The organism is Psychrobacter sp. TWP2-1-2 (genome assembly GCF_049896785.1).
Taxonomy (GTDB): Bacteria; Pseudomonadota; Gammaproteobacteria; order Pseudomonadales; family Moraxellaceae; genus Psychrobacter.
In genome coordinates, this window is sequence record NZ_JAFCVA010000005.1 from 163,041 (window position 1) to 184,801 (window position 21,761).

Here is a 21,761-nt window from a genome sequence, read left to right on the forward strand (position 1 = left end):
TTCACAATCGGTGACGATGTACTCACGACAAAGCTGCCGCTCTCATGCTAATATTAGGTACATAATTGTGCACTGTATATGATTAAAACGATAATGACAATAAAGGAAAAATACAATGAGCTTAGCTCTATCTTCCTCGCCTTTTTTGAATGAGCAAGCAAACAGCAGTCTTGATGATACAACGGCTACCACCATTAATGTAGATCCTAGCGAAGTCGATAAGTTTAATAAGTTGGCAAGCGAATGGTGGAGTAAGACGGGTGCATTTGCGACTTTGCATGAAATAAATCCACTGCGTTTAAATTGGATAGAAGAAAACGTCAAGCGCAGTTATCAAAATGACAGTGCTGATACGGACATTCATAAAACGGCTGAAACTGGCTTGGCTGGGAAAAAAGTGCTCGATGTCGGCTGTGGCGGCGGTATATTGTCAGAGTCTATGGCACGTCGCGGTGCGGATGTGACAGGGATTGATTTGGGTACCGAAAATCTGAAAGCGGCAGCGCTGCATGCAGAGCAAAGCGCTTTACATGAGACGCTGCGCTATCAGCATATCCCAGTAGAAGAACTAGCCAAAACTCATGCAGGTCAGTTCGATGTGGTGACTTGTATGGAGATGCTCGAGCATGTGCCTGATCCCAGCTCGATTGTGCAGGCGTGTTTTGAGTTATTGGCACCAGGCGGTGTTTGCGTGCTATCGACGATCAATCGAAACCCTAAATCATATCTATTTGCCATCGTTGGGGCAGAATATGTATTGCGTTTGCTCGATCGCGGCACTCATGATTATAGCAAATTTATCACGCCAGCTGAGCTAGACAAAATGGCAATTGACGCTGGATTCACACGTCAAGATATTATTGGCTTGCATTATAATCCGCTGACCAAGCGTTATTGGCTGGCTCAAAATGTCGATGTCAATTACATGATGGCAGTACACAAGCCACTGGCTTAAGCTGAATGCCGTATTTGGTTGTTTTCATGCCATACTATTTCACTCAACACCTTATTTATATTAAGAGCATTCACTATGAGCCAATTTGTAAAAGCGGTTTTATTTGATCTCGATGGGACATTAATCGATACGGCTGCTGATTTTGTCCGTATTATCGGTAAAATGAGCCGCCAAAATGATTGGCAAGCACCCCCTGAAACAGAAATTCGCGAGCAAGTTTCTGCTGGTGCCTCAGCGATGGTACAGTTGATGCTACGTCATAACGATCAAATTGAGGTTAGCGAAGAAGCTTTGCAGGAGTTTCGCCAACAGTTTTTAGATGATTATGAAGCTGAGATATGCGTCGATAGTTGTGTGTTCGCTGAATTAGAAGACGTGTTGACTGCTCTTGAAGAAAAAGGGGTGCCATGGGGTATTGTGACCAACAAGCCGCGTTATCTGGCAGAGAAGTTACTAGAAAAGATGCAGTTAGACGGGCGCTGTTCTGCTTTGGTTTGTCCTGATGATGTGTCTCGCTCAAAACCTGACCCAGAGCCTATGTATGCGGCGTTAGAGAAGCTTGGTATCCCTCGCGGCGCCGCTGAAAGTGTGATTTATGTTGGCGACCATATCCGTGATATCGAAGCTGGTAATGCGGCTGGCATGCCGACGATTCTAGCTGCTTATGGTTATATTCCGCCTGAAGATCAAAAAAACCTAAAGAAATGGGGTGCAGATTATATTACTGATACGCCTGAGCAATTAAATAAACTGCTACTCTCTTCTGGTAAATTTGACTATTTATAAATCAAATTATAAATCGAGTCCAACACACTCTATGTTTTTAAAGAAACACGATAAATACTTAGCTTCCCAACTATTAAACGATAAGCAGTGAGCAATGCCATGAGTGACAATATTAATCAGCCGGCTAATCAGCAAGACAACCAAAAAACCGTTCAAAGTCTAATTCAACCTTTAACTCATAACGATATTCGCAACTTTGTGCCATCTGATAATTGTTTAGATGGTAAGACTATTTTGGTCACGGGGGCAGGTGACGGTATCGGCCGCGTTGCCGCGCTGACTTATGCTCGTTATGGAGCGACAGTCCTGTTATTGGGACGTACCAGCAGCAAGCTTGAATATGTTTATGATGAGATTGAAAGTCTTGGTGGCAAACAGCCTGCCATGCTACCGATGAATCTAGAAGGAGCAACTTATGCTGAGATGCAGCAGTTAGAGGGGTTGATTAATAAAGAAGTCGGTCAGCTCGATGGTATCTTACACAATGCGGGCATGCTTGGGCAGCTAACCCCACTTGAGATGTATGACGTCGATACTTTTGCACAAGTTATGAAGGTGAACTTTACCTCGACGTTTATGCTCACCCAAGCACTGCTACCATTACTTAAAGATGCTGAGAATGGCTCTATTGTTTTCACCTCTAGCACGGTCGGTACACATCCTCGCGCGTTCTGGGGTGCTTATGCGCTGTCCAAGCAAGCCGTAGAAGGCATGAGTGATATCTTTACCCAAGAGACGCAGAATACGACTAATTTACGTTTTAACTGTGTCAATCCTGGTGGTACTCGTACCAATATGCGTGCGCATGCTTATCCAGGAGAAAACCCTATGAGCTTAAAAACGCCTGAAGATATCATGGCAGGCTATGTCTGTTTAATGAGTGATGCCAGTATCGGGGTACGCGGGCAAGTGGTTGAGCTACAGCCAAAAGATTAGCCATGTGATTTTTTGCTAGGAAATGTCATTATTTAGGGTATTTATTCGCTTACTTTCAGATTGAGGCATGCTCTAGTAGGTTGCAATTAATTATAAACAACCCCATCTATTTGTTATTAAAGCGATTTGTAATATCTAATGATAATAAATAGGATGGGATTATGGCAGGTGGTTGGTCAAGAGATGGTGCTGAGCATGAGCAAATGGATGCAACGGTAAATGATGCATTAGAGCGGGCAAGACGTGCGTTGCCAACTGGCATCAGTGCCGAAATGTGTGATGAATGCGGCAAGCCTATTCCAGAAGCACGGCGGTTAGCAGTGCCTGGTATTCAGCATTGCGTCAGCTGTCAGACAGAACTTGAACAAGAGGCGAGAGCCGCTGAGTTGTTTAACCGGCGCGGTAGCAAAGACAGTCAATTACGTTAAAAAAGAAAAAGGGCAGACATTGCTATATCGAACAGCAATGTCTGCCCTTTTTTTGTCTATTACTATATAACCAGTGCCATTAGTTCACGGTCGCAGGTATCCCAATCGATAGAAGGTAGCGTCTCTATAGAAGATAAAAATGCTGTCCTATCTTTTTCTTCTGAGCGGTCGCTTTCTACTGCTGTATCGTTGTCGTTATTAGCATTTGCCTCCAACTGTAATATAATCTCTAGCCGACTATCAACTTGTGCGCTAACCGTACTGGTGGTTAAGCTGTCAGGGGTAAAATTGATTTGTAGCCAGCCATCAGACGTATGAACCACACCTTTGATACGTTGCCAGTTCGGTAGCATTAATAACCAACTCTGTAACTCATCCGCTTTTAATATGTAGTGCGCTGGCAGTCGCCAACCCGCCAACTGTAACTCTTGTTGTTTCTCATGATAACGATAAGGTAGCTCAATATCTGTGCTGGTCTGCGCATCATCTTTGTTTGTAAAAGCGTCGGATGACAAGGTGGTCGATATCGATAGGGCATTACTCTGTGGTTGCAAGCTAGTAATCGATTTTTGAGGGTGAACAATATTGACTATGCGTTGTTTCGAGATAACCTGACTGGGCTTGGTTAGCTGAGTTTTCAACTCTGATACGCTTGATTCTGATAAAAGAATATTGGATGAGTCATTTGTATCATGAGATATCTGCTCAGATGCTGCCCAAATAATTTTTACCTGTGCATTGAGCTTGGCTATCCATTGTTGCAGTGCTTGTTTTTCGCTATCGCTCAATTGAGCATAGCGATTAATGACCAACACATCGGCATCACGGACATGCGCTTGAAAACCGTCATGATGACGATATTTATCTTGCTGCCATTGTACGCCACTCAGTACCGTTATTACTGCCTGCATATTGAGCGCTGTTTGCCAATGAGGTGCACTGAGCTGCATGATAAGCTCACGTGGATGAGCAAGCCCTGTGGGTTCGATGAGCAACCGCTGTGGATGATGCTCACTAAGTAGCCGACTGATAGCAATTTGTAATGGCAGCTGACTGGTACAACAAATACAGCCACCACTAACTTCTCGTATCGCAATATTATCTTGCTCAGGCTTACTATCTTGTGCGCTTGCCAGCAGCGCACCATCAATACCGATACGACCAAATTCATTGATCAGTAATGCCCAGCGCTCATCGGCAGGTTTGATAGCAAGCAGCTGATTAATCACTGTGGTCTTGCCAGCACCCAAAAACCCTGTCACCAAGGTGCAGGGTATGTTTTGAAAAATAATAGGTTTTTTCACAGAGACACTCATCATATAGGCCGTATTTGTGAGTAATCAAACACGGCCTATATTAAAAGGAAATGATATTAGCGTGTGTCGTCAATTCAATCGATAATCGGAATTTTCGAAATGAGGACACACTTAGTCAAAAGTTACTCACTTTTAACGGTTTCTACTTCGGCTTCGTCAGGAACGAATACATAGCCTACACCCCAAACGGTTTGGATGTAACGCGCTTGTGACGGGTTGTCTTCAATCAAACGACGCAAACGTGATACCTGTACGTCGATAGAACGCTCCATCGCACCCCATTCACGACCGCGTGCAAGGTTCATCAGTTTGTCACGGGTTAATGGCTCACGTGGATGCTGCACCAGTGCTTTTAGCACCGAAAACTCACCTGTTGTTAAGGTAACAACATTGCCGTCACGTTTAAGCGTACGTGTCGATAAATCAAGCGTCCACGGTCCAAACTCAACCACTTCAAGCTGATGGCTTGGTGCGCCAGGCAGCTCGCGATTTTGACGACGTAATACCGCTTTAATACGAGCCAACAGCTCTTTGGGGTTAAAGGGTTTTGGCAGATAGTCATCAGCACCGGCCTCAAGGCCAGCGATACGATCGGCGTCGCCGCCTTTGGCTGTCAGCATAATAATTGGAATATCACCATTGTCTTCACGCAAACGCTTACAGATACTAATACCGTCTTCGCCTGGCAGCATCAAATCCAATACCACCAATGAGAACAGCTCACGTTGCATCAATTTGTCCATCTGATTGCCATCATGAGCGGTACGGACGACAAAACCATCGTCTTCTAGAAAGCGTTGTAATAAAGAGCGCAAGCGGGCATCGTCATCAACGACCAAAATGCGTTGGTTTAAGGTGTCAGGGCTGTTGTTATCTGTCATACAGTCATCCTCTTATAAAAATTATTATTGGTAGAAATTGTGATTAAAATACAAGGGTGAATATCTTTGTTAATAAAAATAGAATTCAGGAAAGCATCCATAAAGGTAACAATATTAGTGCTGCTAGCTAAAAACCATTCCATCAATTGCTAAAAATAAATAAATATAACAAACTAGTGTTCAGTACAGTAGTAAACTGCAATATTTGTACGATTAAGACTTTAGTGTATAAGATTGCTGTAATAATTGCATCAATGATAATGCTAAATGCTGTATGCGTTTGTTTAACAGGGCGCAAGAACGGGCGATATCAGACGATTTTTGCCAGAAAACAGGTGATAAATAACGAAAAGATAAAAAGGATTTTTATTCATGCAGCTTTTGTTATAATGCAAAACTACATTTCTCAACGATTGATACGTCTATGAGTAGCACTGATACCTTAACGCCATCTCAAACCTCGACAAATGCACAGGTTTTGGATGCAACCACACACGCGAATATTCACGACAAGCTTGCTCGCGCGCTTGGCATTAAGACTGCTCAAGTCAATGCGTTTGTCGAACTTTACGATGAAGGCGCGACCGTGCCTTTTATCGCCCGTTACCGTAAAGAAAAGACGCAGAATCTTGATGATGCGCAGCTGCGAGCTTTAGAGAGATCGCTCAATTATGAGCGCGATATGGCAACCCGTCGCCTCAAAATCACTGAGCTGCTAAGCACGCAGGGCAATTTGACTGACGAGCTGCAGACGCGTATTGATAATGCGACGTCGAAACTCGAGCTTGAAGACATCTACTTGCCATACCGTCCGCGTCGCCGCTCACCAGCGGCCAAAGCACGCGCCGCTGGTCTTGATGTGGCCGCACAAGCGCTGTCAACACAAGAGATTACGCCGACAGAGGCGCTTGCCGACTATCAAGCACAATCTAGCATTACCGACGATAGTGGTAATGAGATTGAAGTCGACTTCAGCGATATCGACAAGCAATTGGCAGGCGTACAAGCCATCATCGTTGATGAATGGACGCAAGCGTTAGACTTACTCGATAATCTACGCAGTGGCTTTGCGAAAACGGCGAGTATCGTATCGAGCGTTGCTAGTGAAGAAAAACGCGAAGTTGGTGAGAAGTTCAAAGATTACTTTGAACATAGTGAAAGCTTGGCGCGTCTGCCAAATCATCGCCTATTAGCCATGCTGCGCGGTCGCCAAGAAAACGTTTTAGGTCTTAAAATCGAAGGCGAAGACGCGCCATTTATCGAAAAAATCGTCAAGCACTTTGAGATTGATGCCAAAGCGCCAGCAGAACGTCAAGAGTTTTTAGTTGAGGCCGCGACCAGCTTATGGAAAGAAAAATGGCGTCCGCATATCGAGCACCGTTTATTGACGGAAAAACGTCTGACCGCTGAAGCGGATGCGATTGATGTATTTGCCAATAACTTACAGCATTTACTTATGGCAGCGCCTGCTGGCCGTAAAGTGATTTTAGGTGTCGATCCGGGTATCCGTCATGGCGTCAAAATGGCGATTGTTGATGCCCAGGGCCATGTCATGCTAGACAGTGAAGACAAGCCTGTCGTTGCCACCGTTTATCCATTCGCTCCTGATAATAAGATGGATGAAGCCAAAAAAGTCATCGATGAATTATTAAGCACTTATAACGTCGATTTGGTCGCTATCGGTAATGGTACCGCGAGCCGCGAAACAGACGCGATGATTAAAGAGATTTTGGCCGCTAACGCTGAGTTAAAAGCCAAAGCCGTAATCGTTAATGAGTCAGGCGCGTCCGTTTATTCGGCGAGTGAGCTTGCCAGCGACGAGCTTGCCAATTTAGATGTCTCGGTACGCGGTGCGGTTTCTATCGCCCGCCGCTTGCAAGATCCGCTATCAGAGCTAGTTAAGGTTGACCCAAAAGCGATTGGCGTTGGTCAATATCAGCATGACGTCAATCAAACCCAGTTGGCAGATAGCCTAGATAAAGTCACCCAAGACAGCGTAAACGCCGTTGGTGTTGATGTAAATACCGCAAGTCCTGCTATCTTGGCGCATATTGCGGGTTTGAATAAAAACGTCGCACAGCAAATCGTGACCTATCGTAAAGAGCATGGTGCCTTTGATAGCCGTGAAGCATTAAAGAACGTCCCACGCTTAGGGGTAAAAACCTTTGAGCAAGCGGCAGGTTTCTTACGTGTGCACGGCGGTAGCAATCCCCTTGATGCGACAGGTGTGCATCCAGAAAGCTATGCGTTGGTTGACAGCTTATTGGCACAAACTGGTAAAGCATTGCCAGAAGTCATCGGTAATGACGGCATATTAAATACGATAGATACCACTGCACTGGCTGCTAATGATGACAATATTAGTGTAACTGCTATCATCGAGGAGCTAGCCAAACCAGCACGCGACCCACGTCCTGAATTTAAGACTGCTAACTTCCGTGAAGACGTTAACAGTATTAAAGACTTGAGCGAGGGCATGCAGCTTGAAGGCGTGGTGACCAATGTGACAGCCTTTGGTTGCTTCGTTGATGTTGGCGTCCATCAGGACGGTTTGGTACATATCTCACAAATGGCCAATGACTTTGTCGCTGACCCGATGAACCGCGTCAAGCCTGGCGATATCGTCTCGGTACGTGTCATCTCTATCGATGAAAAACGTGGTCGTATTGGCTTTAGTATGAAACCTGAAATCGAAAAGCCAGTACGCTCAGCAGCGAAAGCGGCTGAAAGTACTGGTAATGATGAGAAAGTCAGTCGTCCACGTAGCGATCATGCAAATAGCAAACGCCCGAACAGTAGCCGTCCAGCGGCTGACAAGCGCCCGTCGAAATCTCGCGGTAATCGTCAGGATAAAGACAATGCTAATAATGATCGTAGCAAAGCGCCAAGGGCTGATAAAGCAGAAGCACCTAGCAAAATGGGTACGCTTGGGGCGCTGTTACAGGAAGCTGGTGTGACTAAAACCAAAAAATAGTTAATATTAATAGTGATAAAAAAGGCAGCCATTAGGCTGCCTTTTTTATGGAATTTATTTAAAAGTAGAAATTGTTAATGAACACTGATAACTGCTCAAACCTAACTCGCTGAATAACCTCTTCTGCGTGATTTCAGTTAACAGCGGGGTTCATATCGTACTTTATTTCGTATTCTATAATTCTTCTGTGGCTTCTTCTTGTAATTCTTCTTGTGTGTCTAACGAGTCTTCTTCTTGCATCGCTTCTTCAGAATCTTGAATCAACTCCTGCTCGGCATCCATTGCTTCTTGCATCGCTTCTTCAGAATCTTGAATCAACTCCTGCTCGGCATCCATTGCTTCTTGCTCAGCACTGTTGTTAACGTTTGCTCTTGAGATAATCTGTGTCTCACTAATCTGAAATGGGCTAGATTGATTGTCTGCTGAGGCATTATTTGTATTGTCACCTTCCATCTCAAGTGTGGTGGCGGTAGCCGCTGCTTGCACATCTACTGCCGCAGTATCAGCAGGTGCTGCCATAGCCAAACTTGGGATAGTGAGCGAAGCGCCGATCAGTAGCGATAAAGATAGAGTACTTTTTTTCATTAATCAATTCCTTAATTTACAATCTTATAATGTCAGTTTAAAAAATTTCAAACTTGACGCTTATGTTGCTAACTGCTGTATACAGCCGTTGCATATCACACATTCATTTAGTAATTCAAATCTATATATTTAATATATCTAACATTTAATTGGTAGACAAAATAAAATCATGATAACCATTAAGAGACTATCATGATGGATTTGGATAAAGAGCTTTATAAGCTGACCTAAATCAGTGATAAAAATCTAAAAGGGAGAATACCAATTAAACAAGCGTTAGTTCAGTAGTCCATAGATTAAAATTCTAACAGACGGATGTTAGCAGGTGACTTTGTGCAACTATTGTATGGTTATTGTCAGATAGGAAAATAGCATTATTTTCTACTTTCATATCTCTAATTTTTATAGCAATGATGTCTCAACGAATCTCGTTCGTCTGTATTTCATTAAAGTCTTATTCAATAACGATATACTTGCCAGTGTTTGAATCAACGACGCGTTGTTGAATGCTACTAGGAACACGAATGACTGGGAAGGTTTGATTGATTTCAGTATTGTCGATGACCTCCGCATCTGCTTCTTCACCAACGATTACAGTACGGTTAGCCTCGTCTTCGATAGCAATGGCTGTACCTGACGCTGTGTTTACTCGCTTGATTTGATCTTTCGGTACGATGATGACTTCTTTGACACTATATTTAGTAGGGCGGATAACACGTGTGGTTTCAACGATGACAGGCTCTACACGGCGATCTTCGATAATCGCGAGTTGTGCTTCTGGTGCTGTAGCTTCTTTTGTTTCGCTCATAATAGGCGTTGGAAACTTGGCACCGAAGTGGTTATCGCACTGCTGCATGCTTAAGCGTACTGGATTGCCAGCCTTATCCATATAGACATTGACAGGCATATCAGCGGCGATAGGGACGTATTTCCCAACCAATGCACCCGAAACACCATAGCGACCATTTGACTGCCCAACTCCTAAATCACAAGCACCTGCTGAGTAATCACTGGCTGTTAAGTTGTTTGCATTGACCACTGTTTGAGGAATCATTACTTCAGACAAGCGCATTTTTTTGACAGTCGCTTCACCTGCTTGGCGCTTTGGGTTTTGATAAGTATAAGGGGTATAAAATTTGGCCGAACCATCTTTGACAGCGCTCACACACTCCTCATAACTGTCATAGCCAACATTGCCGTGGCTATCGGTAGTCATAGCGGCGTTAGCAGAGCTTGCAAACATAGCAAGACTGGATGTCATCACAGCAGCGGTTAATATATTCATTTTCATTATTATGTCCTTTTAATTGGATGAGGGTCTATTGATTTATTCCAAATTTATGATAGATAAGTAAAACTTAATTTTTATTAATATGATTTTTATTGCACTAGAAAATTACTCTGACGCGTTTAAAGCCTAAATAAAATGTTAATGAGCCAATTATTCCTCTCAAAGCTGCTATACAATATGTAGTAAAAAAATATGGGATAAAAAATTGCCTAACTTCTTTTATCCTAAGTTTTTTATCCTACGTCATTCACTGCAATATGGCTGTGACATTACTCTAGAAATGTGTAGCTTAATGTATTAAAAAGGCAAGAAGTGGCAATATCATTTACCAAAGAATCACGTTATTATTATTTATTAACAATCGCTCAAAAGATTGCAATGTGAATAATGAGAAAAAATAGGCAATAAAAAACCGTATCTCGTTGCTAAGATACGGTCATTACTTAGATATTAAGAAGTAGATTGCTTCGATTTATAAATGGGTCATCTTACGAATCGACAACTTCAAAACTAAGACCCGCATGCTCTTCTAAACGCGCTAGTAGATGCTTACCCATGGCAGAGGCTGGCGTCCAAAAACCACCACCAATTTCTTCTTTGCTGATATCTTGTGCTAAGCATAACGCTGCTTGCGCTAGCATACGCGAGGTACTGCCGTAACCTGGATCTTTATCACCCGTTACTTTCGTATTGATGGTGTCTTTATTAGCCGTTTCTCCAAAGAGGCGAATGTCAAAGTAGCCGTTTGCTTGCTCTTCTGCAGACGGACCAGAACCTGACTTGGGTAGCACGTGCTTAGCTAATAATTCACGGCTCGGTTTGACCATCATAGCAGTGGCAAATCCAAACAAGCCGGCGCTCATTGCATAGCTTGATAATTGACCTTTTACACCATCTTGCATCCACATTGCTTCGTCATATTTAAAGTCACGACCATATTCATAGTTAAGCAATTGGTTGGTGCGATGCACGATACGGGTATTGATGCTAGCCATGACAAAAGGCGCAAGCCAGCGTTTGTGCTTACTATCGTATTCTGGCTTACTGACATTAGCTTGGCGCACGTTTGGCGCATCTTTATCATCATTGAGTAGATAAGGATTTGCTACCTGCTTACGACGTGACTTGTCCTTTCCGACTTCCTCAAAAATAGTCGCCATCGAGGCAATGGTGCCACCTGATAGACCGCCTTTCGCCGCTTTGACACGCATATGAATCACATCGCAGGCGCGACCAAATTTCTCTTCTGCTTGGGTTTGGGTAAAGTAGACGCCCAAATCCGATGGAATCGAATCAAAGCCACACGAGTTGACAATACGAGCGCCGCTTTGCTTTGCCGCGTCCTGATACTTGTCCATCATATCTTTGATAAAGATAGCTTCACCAGTGAGGTCGACATAATCTGTCCCATGAGTGGTACAAGATTTGATCAGCGGCTCACCGTATTTAAGATAAGGACCGACGGTTGAAATGATGACTTGGGTTTGTTTGGTCATCTCATCAAGGCTATCCGCATCGTCACTATTAGCAAGAATAATATCGACAGTGCTGCCAAGTTTAGATTGCAAGTCGTTCAGTTTTGCTTCATCACGCCCAGCAATCGCCCACGTGACATCGGCGCCATCTTTGTCTTTAGTATTAGATAAAAACTCTGTTAAATAGTGTGCTGTGATTTGACCAACAAAGCTGGTTGCACCATATAAGACGACCGCGTAAGGACGCTTTTCATCGCTGCGCTGTTGTGTATTGTTTGAGGTATCCGTATTAGTATTGGTATCCATATTTATTATCCTTAATAGCTATTTTGATGAGTCGTGTGACGTTTAAAATTTATTGCCATTTAACAGTCAGAATTTGAAGTCTGATTTTTTTTGATAGAAATCATATTATCTATATAAGTCATGACTCAGATTTATATCTGCCTGACAAAGATATATTAAAGTATTTTTGACCAGTAAAAATGACTTGTAAGTTACTGTTTATAGCAGATTATATGATGAAAATGTTGATGGCTAAGTGATAACTAACCATCTATACACATAACTCCCATAAAGGGATGAAAAAAAGGTTCGATGTTAAGATTTGCTACAAAGGTTACATAACCTACCGATATCATTACCAAAATGAACGTTTTCTAAAGATAAATATTGCTAATCTATGGTCGTAAGCAGTATTAATGGTTAAAAAATTAATAAATATCAAAAAAACAACAAGTAAAGAAAAAGGAATCTTAGAGAGAGCAAGGTACTCATTAATAATAGTAGTTATTTCTTATTAATACTTGTCCATTGCATCAATCTAAATATCTGGTTTTCTAATAATAATTTTTAAGGAGAAGGTTATGTTTCGCTGGGCTATTATTTTTGCCGTGATCGCACTGTTAGCAAGTTTATTGGGTTTTGGCGGTGTCGCAGGATTGTCTGCTAATTTGGCATATATTTTCTTAGCAGTCGCTGTTATTTTATTTATTGTGGCATTTGTAAGCCGCAAGATGTAATTAATACCTGTAGATTGTTAAATACCAAAAAAAAGTCCTCAATTGAGGACTTTTTTTTGGTATTTAATAATGTATTTACTAATGAAAAATTTTTATAAACATTATAAAAAAACACATTACTATAAACGTTTCGGCTGGACTATGTGTTCCATCCGTTTAGCCAGACGAATATCATGGCTAGTAATACCGCCGGTATCGCCAGTAGTCAAGCGTACCTCTACCACGTTATAAGTGTTGCGCCATTCGGGATGATGCTCGAGCGCTTCGGCATGGAACGCTGCTTGATTCATAAAGCTTATGGCTTCGATGAAATCGCTAAAGTGATATGTTTTTACGATAGCATTGCCCTCGCGCTGCCAACCGGGCAATTCTTCTAGCTGCAAATTTACTTGCTTATCAGATAAACTACTCATATTAATCACCTTTATTATTATGTTGGTTTGGTTTATTAAAAACTATATCAGGCACTACATTGTAGCTGTCAAAGCTATTGTACGAAACTTCAATCTTCTTTTTCAGTTGTATCATTGACGCTATTACATCACTGTAAAGACCTTTTGTTCTATTGCCATTATAGGTCAGAAAACCCGCCTATATTTGCTATCTTGCCATATATTCGAAGATAAATATACGAGGGCAGATAGCAAATAAATAGGAGGGTAGTAGCGTATTAACGTTCCATTTTTATTGGCCAAGCTGAACCATAATAAATGCTTAAAACATTTCTAAAGAAATTATGACGCTTATTAGCATACTGCATTTTCTATGGCTTATTGCTAAAGAGTGGACTATAGCAAGTCTTGGTAATCAGGATGTTTGCTGATATATGACGAGACAAATGAGCACTGTGGTATCACTTTTTTATTCTGTTCACGAGCATAGTTGAGGGCATGCTTGACCAATGCTGAGCCAATACCGCGCCCGCCTAGCTCCTGAGGTACGATAGTATGATCATACACTAATGTATCGTCACGCTCTTGATAGCTAATATAGCCAGTATGACCGTCAATAGAGGTCTCAAAGCGTTTAGCCTGTTCATCATGGGTGATGGTTAGGTTTTGTTCAGAGTCTTGATTTTTCATGGATATTCTCCGTTATTATTGATTATTATCATTAAATATTATTGGTTTTTTTTAGTATGGATCAAGCGTATTTTTAAATGAAAAGAGCTTGAATGACCAAATAGATTGTTCACTAAAGTGTGAGTCCTTTCGATTCACATTTATAGTTCTTTAGCGTAAGAGTCGATAGAGTAAATGTTAAGACTAAAGGGGTCGACCAGTGGTCTCCATATGAGCTGCACATCAAGCATAAAATAAGGCTTGGCGCATGACAGGGGGAAGATATTTACCTAATCCACGTATAGCGGGCAGCTCTTTTGGTCTTTCTGTTACGGCATGATTTGTTTCAGCGATTGACGTAGTTTGTGAATGTAAATAAGACTGCCATTCTTCAGCACTTGGCTTGCTAAAGTGGCGGATACGTCCCAGCATTTGCCGGAATTGTGTACCAAAGCGCCCAGTATTATAGGGTAGATTGTACCTGCGACATATCGCCTGTAATTGTGGTGCGATACGAGCATAGTGACTGGCTGGCATATCAGGGAAAATATGGTGCTCGATTTGATGCGATAAATTACCCGTCAAAATGTGAAACAGCTTACTGCCCTGAATATTGCTGGAGCCAAGAATTTGACGCACATACCAGTCGCCTTTAGTCTCATCGGCATCGAGATGGGTATAGATGTGTGCTTGTTCGGTAAAGTGTCCACAGAATATCACCGCCCATGTCCACAGATTACGAGCGATATTGGCAGTAACATTACCGCTCAGTGTCGTCATAGCACTACTTCGACCTAATGTCAGCCCTGCTAACGTGGGTAGCACAATATGATCTTTGCCTACTTGCCGAGCGATTTTGGCAAATAATGCGCGAGATTTCTGTTGCATGGTTTGGTGTCGATTAGGGGAGTCTGCATATTCGTCGACACTGATTTGAATGTCATGAAAGGCGACAGCCCACTCAAAACCTAGAGCCAATATCGCCGTTTTAAACATATTATGGCGGTCGCTTGGCGTCCAAGGTTGCTCATCAGTCACGCGAATTAAGTGATAGCCAACGTCGTGGTCACGACCAACGATATTGGTAAAATTATGATGCAAGTAATTATGAGAGTGTTGCCACAAGGGGGCAGGACAGACAATATCCCAATCAAACTTTTGGCTATTGAGATACGGGTGCTGCATCCAGTCATACTGACCATGCATGACATTATGCCCAAGTTCCATATTATTTAGAATTTTGCTGAGACTCAGTAGTGAGGTACCCAATAGCCAAGTCGCGACTATTTTACGTTTTGACTGCATGCATCCAGCCGCTGCCAGTAAGCCACGCGCTGTCATCTCACTATAGACTACTGCGGCATACACTCGTTTAATGTATCGTGCGTCATCGCTACCTAACGAATCCATCACGCTTCGGTAAAGCACATTTAATTCATGAGCGAGGGCATCAGATTGCGCCTTTGGTAAGGGCGCTCCTGTCAACGTTGGGTAGCGAGTCAACTGCTTTGCTTTCTGCTGTTTTGCATCAGTTAGTGTGGTCAAAACGGGTAAAGCAGATTGTGCAGTAGTGACGGGTGGTAGCAAGCGCATAGATAATCCTTAACCGAAATGGTACGGAGAGTCGGTACTGGGTTCGGTTCAATAAGTTGTTTAAGTTTTTTACCGTAGGCTATAAGGTAACAGCAGGCTGTGTTTCTATCTTACGAGCCGTTATGAGTATTTATTTTTATCACCGTGTTGCTAAATATCTAGCACCACATCAGTCATGGCAATGTTGATGCAAGTTTGAATAGATTCATAACCATCACTGCTCATTTTTCCTGTATGAATGTTTTTGACCACACCGCTGACTTTATTGCAGCGACACAACTGGCAGATACCTTGTCTACAACCGTGCGCTAAGCGAATTCCTGCATCCTCTGCAGCATTCAATAATGTCGTGCTACTGTCAAACTGCCGTTGCCTCGCCCGTAAATAAACAGTGTGTTGTGCTGCGTGTTTTTTTCTATCGAGCGCCTGTTTGTTATCAAAATTGAAATCAGGCAACGCATGACCAAAGTTTTCTACAATGATATTATCGCGCAGGTTTTTATTGTGCGGTAAGGTTACCTTCGCCGCTGCTTTATATAAGCCAGTCAACAGAGCCTGTGACCCGCATGCAAATATTTGCGTATCTGCTAGCGGTAGGTTTAATGCCAACAAACTGTCTACGCTCAAATGTCGCTTGCCCGCCAAATAAGTATCAGCTTTCTCGGTATTGACCAGATGATAGGTGAAAGCTGGATATGCTGTGCTCAGTTGTTGCCATTGGTTTTTGAACGGGAGCATTTCAGTGCGACTGTAATATAGCAACGTCACCTGATGTCCGTTGTCCAGTGCTTGCGTGATGAGTCCTAACATGGGCGTAATACCACTGCCACCCGCGATAAATAATAAAGAAGCAGATTTTTCAGCAGCAGATTTTGTCTGTACCGTTATAGATGTTTGTGCCAAAGTGAAAGAGCCACTGGGAACACTACTGTTGATGACACTGCCAAGTGCCATATGTTTGGTTAAATAATCCGAAACCAAGCCTTGTGGCTTAATAGCAATGGTAATCGCAAGGTAAGGTGGTTGATTTTTGCGAGCGCCACTATTAATACTGTTGCCAATAGTAACGTCGTGCCACCAGAGCGGTTGGTGCGCTAAACCTAATAATGAATAGCTGCGCTGATGATACACACCTTCAATAAGAACGCTTAAGTTAAGATGTTGACCACCCTGCCAACCACGTTGCGAACCCAGTAATTGCCGTCGAAAAGCATGATTAGTCTCAAATCTGAGCGCTATTAAGTCATCGCTAAGGGTATACCGCGCAACGAGGCGCAGCTTTGGGACAGTGAAAGACCAAAACAGCTGTAAGTGTGATCCAATAAAATCGATAAATGCATGTTGAATCATTTCAGGGCGATAGCCGTTGGTCATATTATCAGTACCTTTGTTAATACTATCAAAATGATTGACATCATAAATATTGTGTTCACCTGTGCGCCAATTTAGCGGATATCACTTAGGTCAGGTCGACTGAATCTGTTAAGCTATCCTAACATGCTAACGGCTATTGATTAAATTTGCGAAAGTTTTGATGCAATTTTTTGTGGTCTTTATAAAACAGTTATAAGTCAGAATGTTAAGCGAAACGGTTCGAGAGTAGGTTTCGTTACCGCTTTTAGCTAGAAAGCTGAGTACTCTGTGACAAAAGCCGTAAAACAATCGTTAAAACAATCTGTTGGCTTGCAGGGTATGCGCCACAATGCGATAATGGCTTATAATTTGTAACCCTGATTTTGAGGTGCAGCACGCTTGGCATCATTGCCAAGTATGATTCGCTTGCCTCTTTTATGCAGTCTATCGGAGTGTTAATGGCTCAATATATTTACACGATGAACAACGTGTCAAAACTTGTTCCGCCTAAGCGTGAAATTTTAAAAAATATTAACTTATCATTTTTCCCAGGTGCCAAAATCGGTGTCCTAGGTATCAATGGTTCAGGTAAATCAACCTTGCTACGCATTATGGCGGGCGTGGATACTGAATTTAGTGGTGAAGCACGCGCGCAAACTGGCACCAAAATTGGTTATTTGCCGCAGGAACCACAGCTTGACGACAGCAAAGACGTACGTGGTAACGTCGAAGACGGTATGCGTGAAGCCTTAGATGCGCTCGCACGTTTAGATGCCATTTATGCTGAATATGCTGAGCCTGATGCTGACTTTGATAAGCTTGCTGAAGAACAAGGCAAGATGGAAGACATCATTCAAGCGTGGGATGCCCATAACTTAAATACTCAGTTAGAAAAAGCGGCTGATGCCCTACGTCTGCCACCTTGGGATGCGGATGTTAGTAAGCTGTCTGGTGGTGAAAAACGCCGTGTGGCACTATGCCGTTTGCTATTGTCACGCCCTGATATGCTGTTACTTGACGAACCAACCAACCATTTGGACGCCGAATCTGTTGCATGGCTAGAGCAGTTCTTACAGAACTACAGCGGTACAATCGTTGCCATTACCCATGATAGATATTTCCTAGACAACGTCGCTCAGTGGATTTTGGAGCTAGATCGTGGCCATGGTTATCCGTATGAAGGCAACTATACTGAGTGGTTAGAGCAAAAGAACACCCGTTTAGAGCAGCAGAATAAGCAAGAAGAGTCATTTGCTAAAGCGCTGAAAAAAGAGCTTGATTGGATTCGCAAAAACCAAAAAGGTCAACAAGCCAAGTCTAAATCTCGTGTACAGCGCTTTGAAGAGTTGAACTCAACAGAGTTCCAACAGCGTAATGAGACAGCTGAAATTTATATTCCGCCCGGTCCACGTTTAGGTAATAAAGTCATTGAAGTGAATAACATCTCCAAATCATTTGGTGATCGTCTGCTTTATGAAAACTTAAGCTTTAACGTGCCAGCTGGTGCTATTGTCGGTATCATCGGTCCAAATGGTGCGGGTAAAACCACACTGTTTAACATGATTACTGAGCGTGATACGCCAGATACCGGTTCAGTCGATTTGGGCGAAAGTGTCAAAGTCGCTTATGTTGGTCAGGTACGTGATAACTTAGATGACAGCAAAACCGTTTGGGAAGAAGTGTCTGACGGTCTTGATATTATTACGGTTGGCGATTACACCACGCCAAGTCGCGCTTATATCGGTCGCTTTAACTTCAAAGGCTCAGATCAGCAAAAGCACGTCGGTCAATTGTCTGGCGGTGAGCGTAACCGCTTACAGCTAGCGAAGACATTGAAGCAGGGCGCAAACGTACTGCTACTCGATGAACCGTCAAACGATTTGGATATCGAAACCTTACGTGCGCTAGAGGATGCGATTCAGGTCTTCCCAGGTACGGTCATGGTCGTCTCGCATGATCGCTGGTTCCTTGACCGTATCGCGACTCATATCTTGGCGTTCGAAGATGAAGGCCCAGTTTGGTTCGATGGTAACTATTCTGAGTTTGAAACGTATCGCAAAAAGACGATGGGTGATGCTGCCACTCCTAAGCGTATGAAATATAAAAAGATTTCAACCTAGGACTGTTATTTAAAAAGTAGTTGTTAAAAAAACAGCTACTTAGAAATTTCAAATTTAAAGATAAAAAAAGACCTCTAATCAATTAGAGGTCTTTTTTTGCTCGATATATTCAGTTTAGCTCATTAAATATTATAGCTGGTTACAAATTAACGCTTACGCCCAAATTTACGCTGCTTTTTATTACTAATCTCAGTAATCGCATGAGTAATTTCTTCTTCATCTAAGCTGGCGACTTGCTGCAAAATCTGCATCATGTCAGGCGTTAGCACGTACTTAGCATGACGAGCAATATCATTGATACGATGATCGAAGGTCAATACGCCAGTTTCATCATCTTTTTGCAAGTAATCGAGACGAGTCAAGGCACTGATGAAGCTGGTGAATAAGGCGCGGTCAAAGAAATCAGGAATATCATCTGCATATAGTACAGATAAGCGCTGACCCAGCAGATGACACAGATCAACGACTTCGCTTTCGGTTAGATTGCCTGAGCCTTGCTGGGCGAGTAGAGCAAGCGTCATAAAGTAACGCTCAAGGCTCTGTCCGACAGGCGTCGCTAGCACTTGCAGCTGCTGATAGCATTTGCTGTTTGACTCAGGGACGCTGAGTACGCCATCGCTCAATTCGACAATTAGACCATGCGAGAGTAGGCTGTCGACTTTTTTGTTCAGGGTATCAGCCAAGCCATGTGCTGGGTAATATAAGAACAGCTCGCTTTGTAAAAATGGATAGAGTTGCTTAGCAATATTGTCCAAACGACTACGTTCGATACGACCGTTACGCGCTACTAAGGCGGCTAAAAAAGACAGTAGAATAAAGACATGAAGAATGTTATTACGGAAATAACTGAGCAATGCCGCTTGCTTGCCGGCAATCTGAATGATGTCGCCTAAGATATGCGGTGTACGTTCAATGAGCTTTAGCTTGATACCATAATCAATGATTTGCTGCGGACTCATATCTGTAATGACGGTATCATCTGAGTAGGACAACTGCTGAGCAAGACCTTGATAGAGGGCAATTTGCTCACGGCAGATTTCTTCATCTAAAGCTGCTTTAGGCGCTGATAATAATACCAATGATAATAACGAAACGGGCGTCACAACCGCCGCCTTATTGATGTGCTGCATGATTTTGACGCCGATGTTATCGACCATCGCGCTGGCTTTATCATCGAGCGGGGTATCGGTGCGATCCGTCGGCAAGCTATTGGCTGGCACATCGAATTTTGTCATAAAGTCGCTAAGATGTAGTGGTGTGCCAAAGCTTAGATGTACATTACCAAAGATACGCTCAATTTTACGACCAACTTTGAGTAAGCCTAGTAAAGATTCAGATTCTTTTGGCTTGCCTTTTAGCTCACCAACATAGGTGCCACCTTCCATAATACGCTCATAACCGATATAAGTCGGAATGAAAACCACTGGCTTCTCAGAATGACGTAATTGACTGTGCACTGTCATTGCTAGCATGCCCATTTTCGGTGGTAATAAACGTCCTGAACGCGAGCGACCACCCTCGATAAAGTATTCAATCGGTGTGTTACGCGTAATAAGGGTGTGCATATATTCGCGGAGGACGGCAGTATAAAGTGCATTGCCACGAAAGCTACGACGTATATAAAAGGCAACCGCGCCGCGTAATAATGGACCTAATACGGGTACATCTAGGTTGTCACCAGCAGCGACATAAGGAATGCTCAGACCGCGCTTGTAGATGACGTAAGATAGCAATAGGTAATCGACATGGCTACGGTGACAAGGCACATAAACCAGCTCATAGTCAGTCGCAAGCTCACGTACGCGCTCGAAATGATGGACTTCTACGCCATCATAGAGTTGCGTCCATAACCACGTTAAAAACTTATAAAAACCGCGCACGATGGAATGTGAATAATCATTGACCATCTCATTGGCATAACCTTTAGCCAAGACACGGGCTTCACGTACACTGATACCGGATTCTACGGCTTCTGCCTCTATCGCATGTTTGATAGCTGGTGAATACACCAGCTTATCTACTAAGTTGCGTCTGTCTGATAAATCAGGACCGAGCATACTGGCACGCTGCTTGTCTAAATAAACCGTAAGCCGCTGCTGTAGCATACGTACCAGCTCACGATTGCTGTCAGCGGTCGCTACCAAAGCATAGTTTGGTGCTTCGTCAGCATCGCCCACGCTACTCGTGATGTCTAAATTGCTGTCTTTTACAGAGCTTTCTTTTATAAAGTTCTCTTTTGAATCAGTAGCTAGCGAATCAAAAATAGAAAACCCTTCTTCATCGCCTTTAAGGCTATCATTGATAAGGGTACGTAGATCTTGAGGTGGATGGAACTGTACAAAGGTGTCACGTCCCATTACTCCGATATTAAAGAGCTGCTTGGTGATGCTAGGGTCTTGCCAGTTGTCAGCGGTCAGCAGTTTAAACAGTGAGTCCTCTTTTTCTGGGGCGCGTCCCCATAAAATAGAGACGGGCACCAAACGTACTTTTAGCTCTGGATGTTGCAAAACAGCAGACACCAAACGTGACAGGCGCGGTGATAATTTGCTGTCTTTGGCGCTTGGATGGTTCAAAAATATGATGGCTGCGTTTTCTTTGATATTATGGGCGGCATCATGTACCCCAACCAATGCTGGCGGTAAGTTGTGCTCTTGCGTCTGCAGGTCAATCAAAATACTGTTGGAGCGCGAGTAATCTTGCAACACATAAAATCTTAGCGTTTGATCGTCTGTATCGAACTCAGGTAATTCACCCAATAACTTAGGTTTAACAGCGACATCGAGTAGCTGCCCCGATAGCTTGCGATAAATTTGATTAATCGGTGCATTGGAATAAGGCTTGGGGGCGATTGGATTGACGTCAGTATTAGAAGCGCTGTCGGTTGTGACTGGCGCTTTAAAAATCCGTTTTTTTAAGAACTTCGGTATCATAATCAGTATCAAAAATAGTCAAATATGTTGCGCTTATGATGCCATAAAAGCCATC

The 21,761-nt window shown here is 43.0% G+C and carries 17 protein-coding genes; 7 read left to right on the forward strand and 10 right to left on the reverse strand.

Annotation, left to right across the window (positions count from 1 at the left end; all coding sequences use genetic code 11):
- Positions 1-115 precede the first annotated feature (115 nt).
- The 4 genes from ubiG (at position 116) to ACP7AE_RS06770 (ending at position 3,105) form a co-directional block, all read left to right on the forward strand.
- Complete coding sequence (gene ubiG, locus ACP7AE_RS06755; protein WP_426242110.1) at positions 116-955, forward strand: bifunctional 2-polyprenyl-6-hydroxyphenol methylase/3-demethylubiquinol 3-O-methyltransferase UbiG; 840 nt, start codon at positions 116-118, stop codon at positions 953-955.
- Between the two features lie 75 nt (positions 956-1,030).
- Positions 1,031-1,741 (forward strand): HAD family hydrolase, encoded by a 711-nt coding sequence (locus tag ACP7AE_RS06760; protein WP_201539437.1) that lies wholly within the window; start codon positions 1,031-1,033, stop codon positions 1,739-1,741.
- Between the two features lie 99 nt (positions 1,742-1,840).
- On the forward strand, positions 1,841-2,677 hold the full coding sequence (locus ACP7AE_RS06765; RefSeq protein WP_201539438.1) for a YciK family oxidoreductase: 837 nt from the start codon (positions 1,841-1,843) through the stop codon (positions 2,675-2,677).
- 161 nt (positions 2,678-2,838) lie between these two features.
- Positions 2,839-3,105: a DksA/TraR family C4-type zinc finger protein gene (locus ACP7AE_RS06770; protein WP_045443167.1), complete on the forward strand. Its 267-nt coding sequence runs from the start codon at positions 2,839-2,841 to the stop codon at positions 3,103-3,105.
- Between the two features lie 62 nt (positions 3,106-3,167).
- On the opposite strand, the gene ACP7AE_RS06775 is transcribed toward ACP7AE_RS06770, so the two are convergent.
- Both ACP7AE_RS06775 and ompR read right to left on the reverse strand, forming a co-directional pair.
- Complete coding sequence (locus ACP7AE_RS06775) at positions 3,168-4,421, reverse strand: CobW family GTP-binding protein (RefSeq protein WP_201539439.1); 1,254 nt, start codon at positions 4,419-4,421, stop codon at positions 3,168-3,170.
- Between the two features lie 122 nt (positions 4,422-4,543).
- A complete protein-coding gene (gene ompR, locus ACP7AE_RS06780) occupies positions 4,544-5,302 on the reverse strand; it encodes a two-component system response regulator OmpR (protein WP_426242113.1) in 759 nt (252 codons plus the stop codon).
- A 424-nt stretch (positions 5,303-5,726) separates the two neighbouring features.
- On the opposite strand from ompR, the gene ACP7AE_RS06785 reads away from it, so the two are divergent.
- Complete coding sequence (locus tag ACP7AE_RS06785; RefSeq protein WP_426242115.1) at positions 5,727-8,276, forward strand: helix-hairpin-helix domain-containing protein; 2,550 nt, start codon at positions 5,727-5,729, stop codon at positions 8,274-8,276.
- A gap of 174 nt (positions 8,277-8,450) precedes the next feature.
- Here the strand turns inward: ACP7AE_RS06785 and ACP7AE_RS06790 are convergent, their stop codons facing one another.
- The 3 genes from ACP7AE_RS06790 to ACP7AE_RS06800 all read right to left on the reverse strand — a co-directional run bounded on the left by ACP7AE_RS06790 (position 8,451) and on the right by ACP7AE_RS06800 (position 11,933).
- Positions 8,451-8,861, reverse strand: coding sequence for a hypothetical protein (locus ACP7AE_RS06790; RefSeq protein WP_426242117.1), 411 nt, complete (start codon positions 8,859-8,861; stop codon positions 8,451-8,453).
- A 454-nt stretch (positions 8,862-9,315) separates the two neighbouring features.
- Positions 9,316-10,152, reverse strand: coding sequence for a hypothetical protein (locus ACP7AE_RS06795; RefSeq protein ID WP_201539443.1), 837 nt, complete (start codon positions 10,150-10,152; stop codon positions 9,316-9,318).
- A gap of 488 nt (positions 10,153-10,640) precedes the next feature.
- A complete protein-coding gene (locus ACP7AE_RS06800) occupies positions 10,641-11,933 on the reverse strand; it encodes a saccharopine dehydrogenase family protein (RefSeq protein ID WP_201539444.1) in 1,293 nt (430 codons plus the stop codon).
- Positions 11,934-12,493: 560 nt separating this feature from the next.
- Here ACP7AE_RS06800 and ACP7AE_RS06805 point away from each other — a divergent pair.
- Positions 12,494-12,649 (forward strand): DUF1328 domain-containing protein, encoded by a 156-nt coding sequence (locus ACP7AE_RS06805; RefSeq protein ID WP_021814049.1) that lies wholly within the window; start codon positions 12,494-12,496, stop codon positions 12,647-12,649.
- Positions 12,650-12,768: 119 nt separating this feature from the next.
- Here ACP7AE_RS06805 and ACP7AE_RS06810 read toward each other — a convergent pair whose 3' ends face one another.
- The 4 genes from ACP7AE_RS06810 to ACP7AE_RS06825 all read right to left on the reverse strand — a co-directional run bounded on the left by ACP7AE_RS06810 (position 12,769) and on the right by ACP7AE_RS06825 (position 16,677).
- Positions 12,769-13,062 carry a 4a-hydroxytetrahydrobiopterin dehydratase gene (locus ACP7AE_RS06810; protein ID WP_055123632.1) on the reverse strand — a complete coding sequence of 98 codons (294 nt, stop codon included), beginning with the start codon at positions 13,060-13,062 and terminating at the stop codon, positions 12,769-12,771.
- 375 nt (positions 13,063-13,437) lie between these two features.
- Positions 13,438-13,731 carry a GNAT family N-acetyltransferase gene (locus tag ACP7AE_RS06815; protein ID WP_055123631.1) on the reverse strand — a complete coding sequence of 98 codons (294 nt, stop codon included), beginning with the start codon at positions 13,729-13,731 and terminating at the stop codon, positions 13,438-13,440.
- Between the two features lie 222 nt (positions 13,732-13,953).
- A complete protein-coding gene (locus tag ACP7AE_RS06820) occupies positions 13,954-15,303 on the reverse strand; it encodes a fatty acid desaturase family protein (protein WP_426242120.1) in 1,350 nt (449 codons plus the stop codon).
- Positions 15,304-15,453: 150 nt separating this feature from the next.
- Positions 15,454-16,677, reverse strand: coding sequence for a flavin reductase family protein (locus ACP7AE_RS06825; RefSeq protein WP_426242122.1), 1,224 nt, complete (start codon positions 16,675-16,677; stop codon positions 15,454-15,456).
- A gap of 437 nt (positions 16,678-17,114) precedes the next feature.
- On the opposite strand from ACP7AE_RS06825, the gene ettA reads away from it, so the two are divergent.
- Positions 17,115-18,776 carry an energy-dependent translational throttle protein EttA gene (ettA, locus tag ACP7AE_RS06830; protein WP_045443195.1) on the forward strand — a complete coding sequence of 554 codons (1,662 nt, stop codon included), beginning with the start codon at positions 17,115-17,117 and terminating at the stop codon, positions 18,774-18,776.
- 146 nt (positions 18,777-18,922) lie between these two features.
- On the opposite strand, the gene plsB is transcribed toward ettA, so the two are convergent.
- A complete protein-coding gene (plsB, locus tag ACP7AE_RS06835) occupies positions 18,923-21,706 on the reverse strand; it encodes a glycerol-3-phosphate 1-O-acyltransferase PlsB (protein ID WP_426242124.1) in 2,784 nt (927 codons plus the stop codon).
- Positions 21,707-21,761 lie beyond the last annotated feature (55 nt).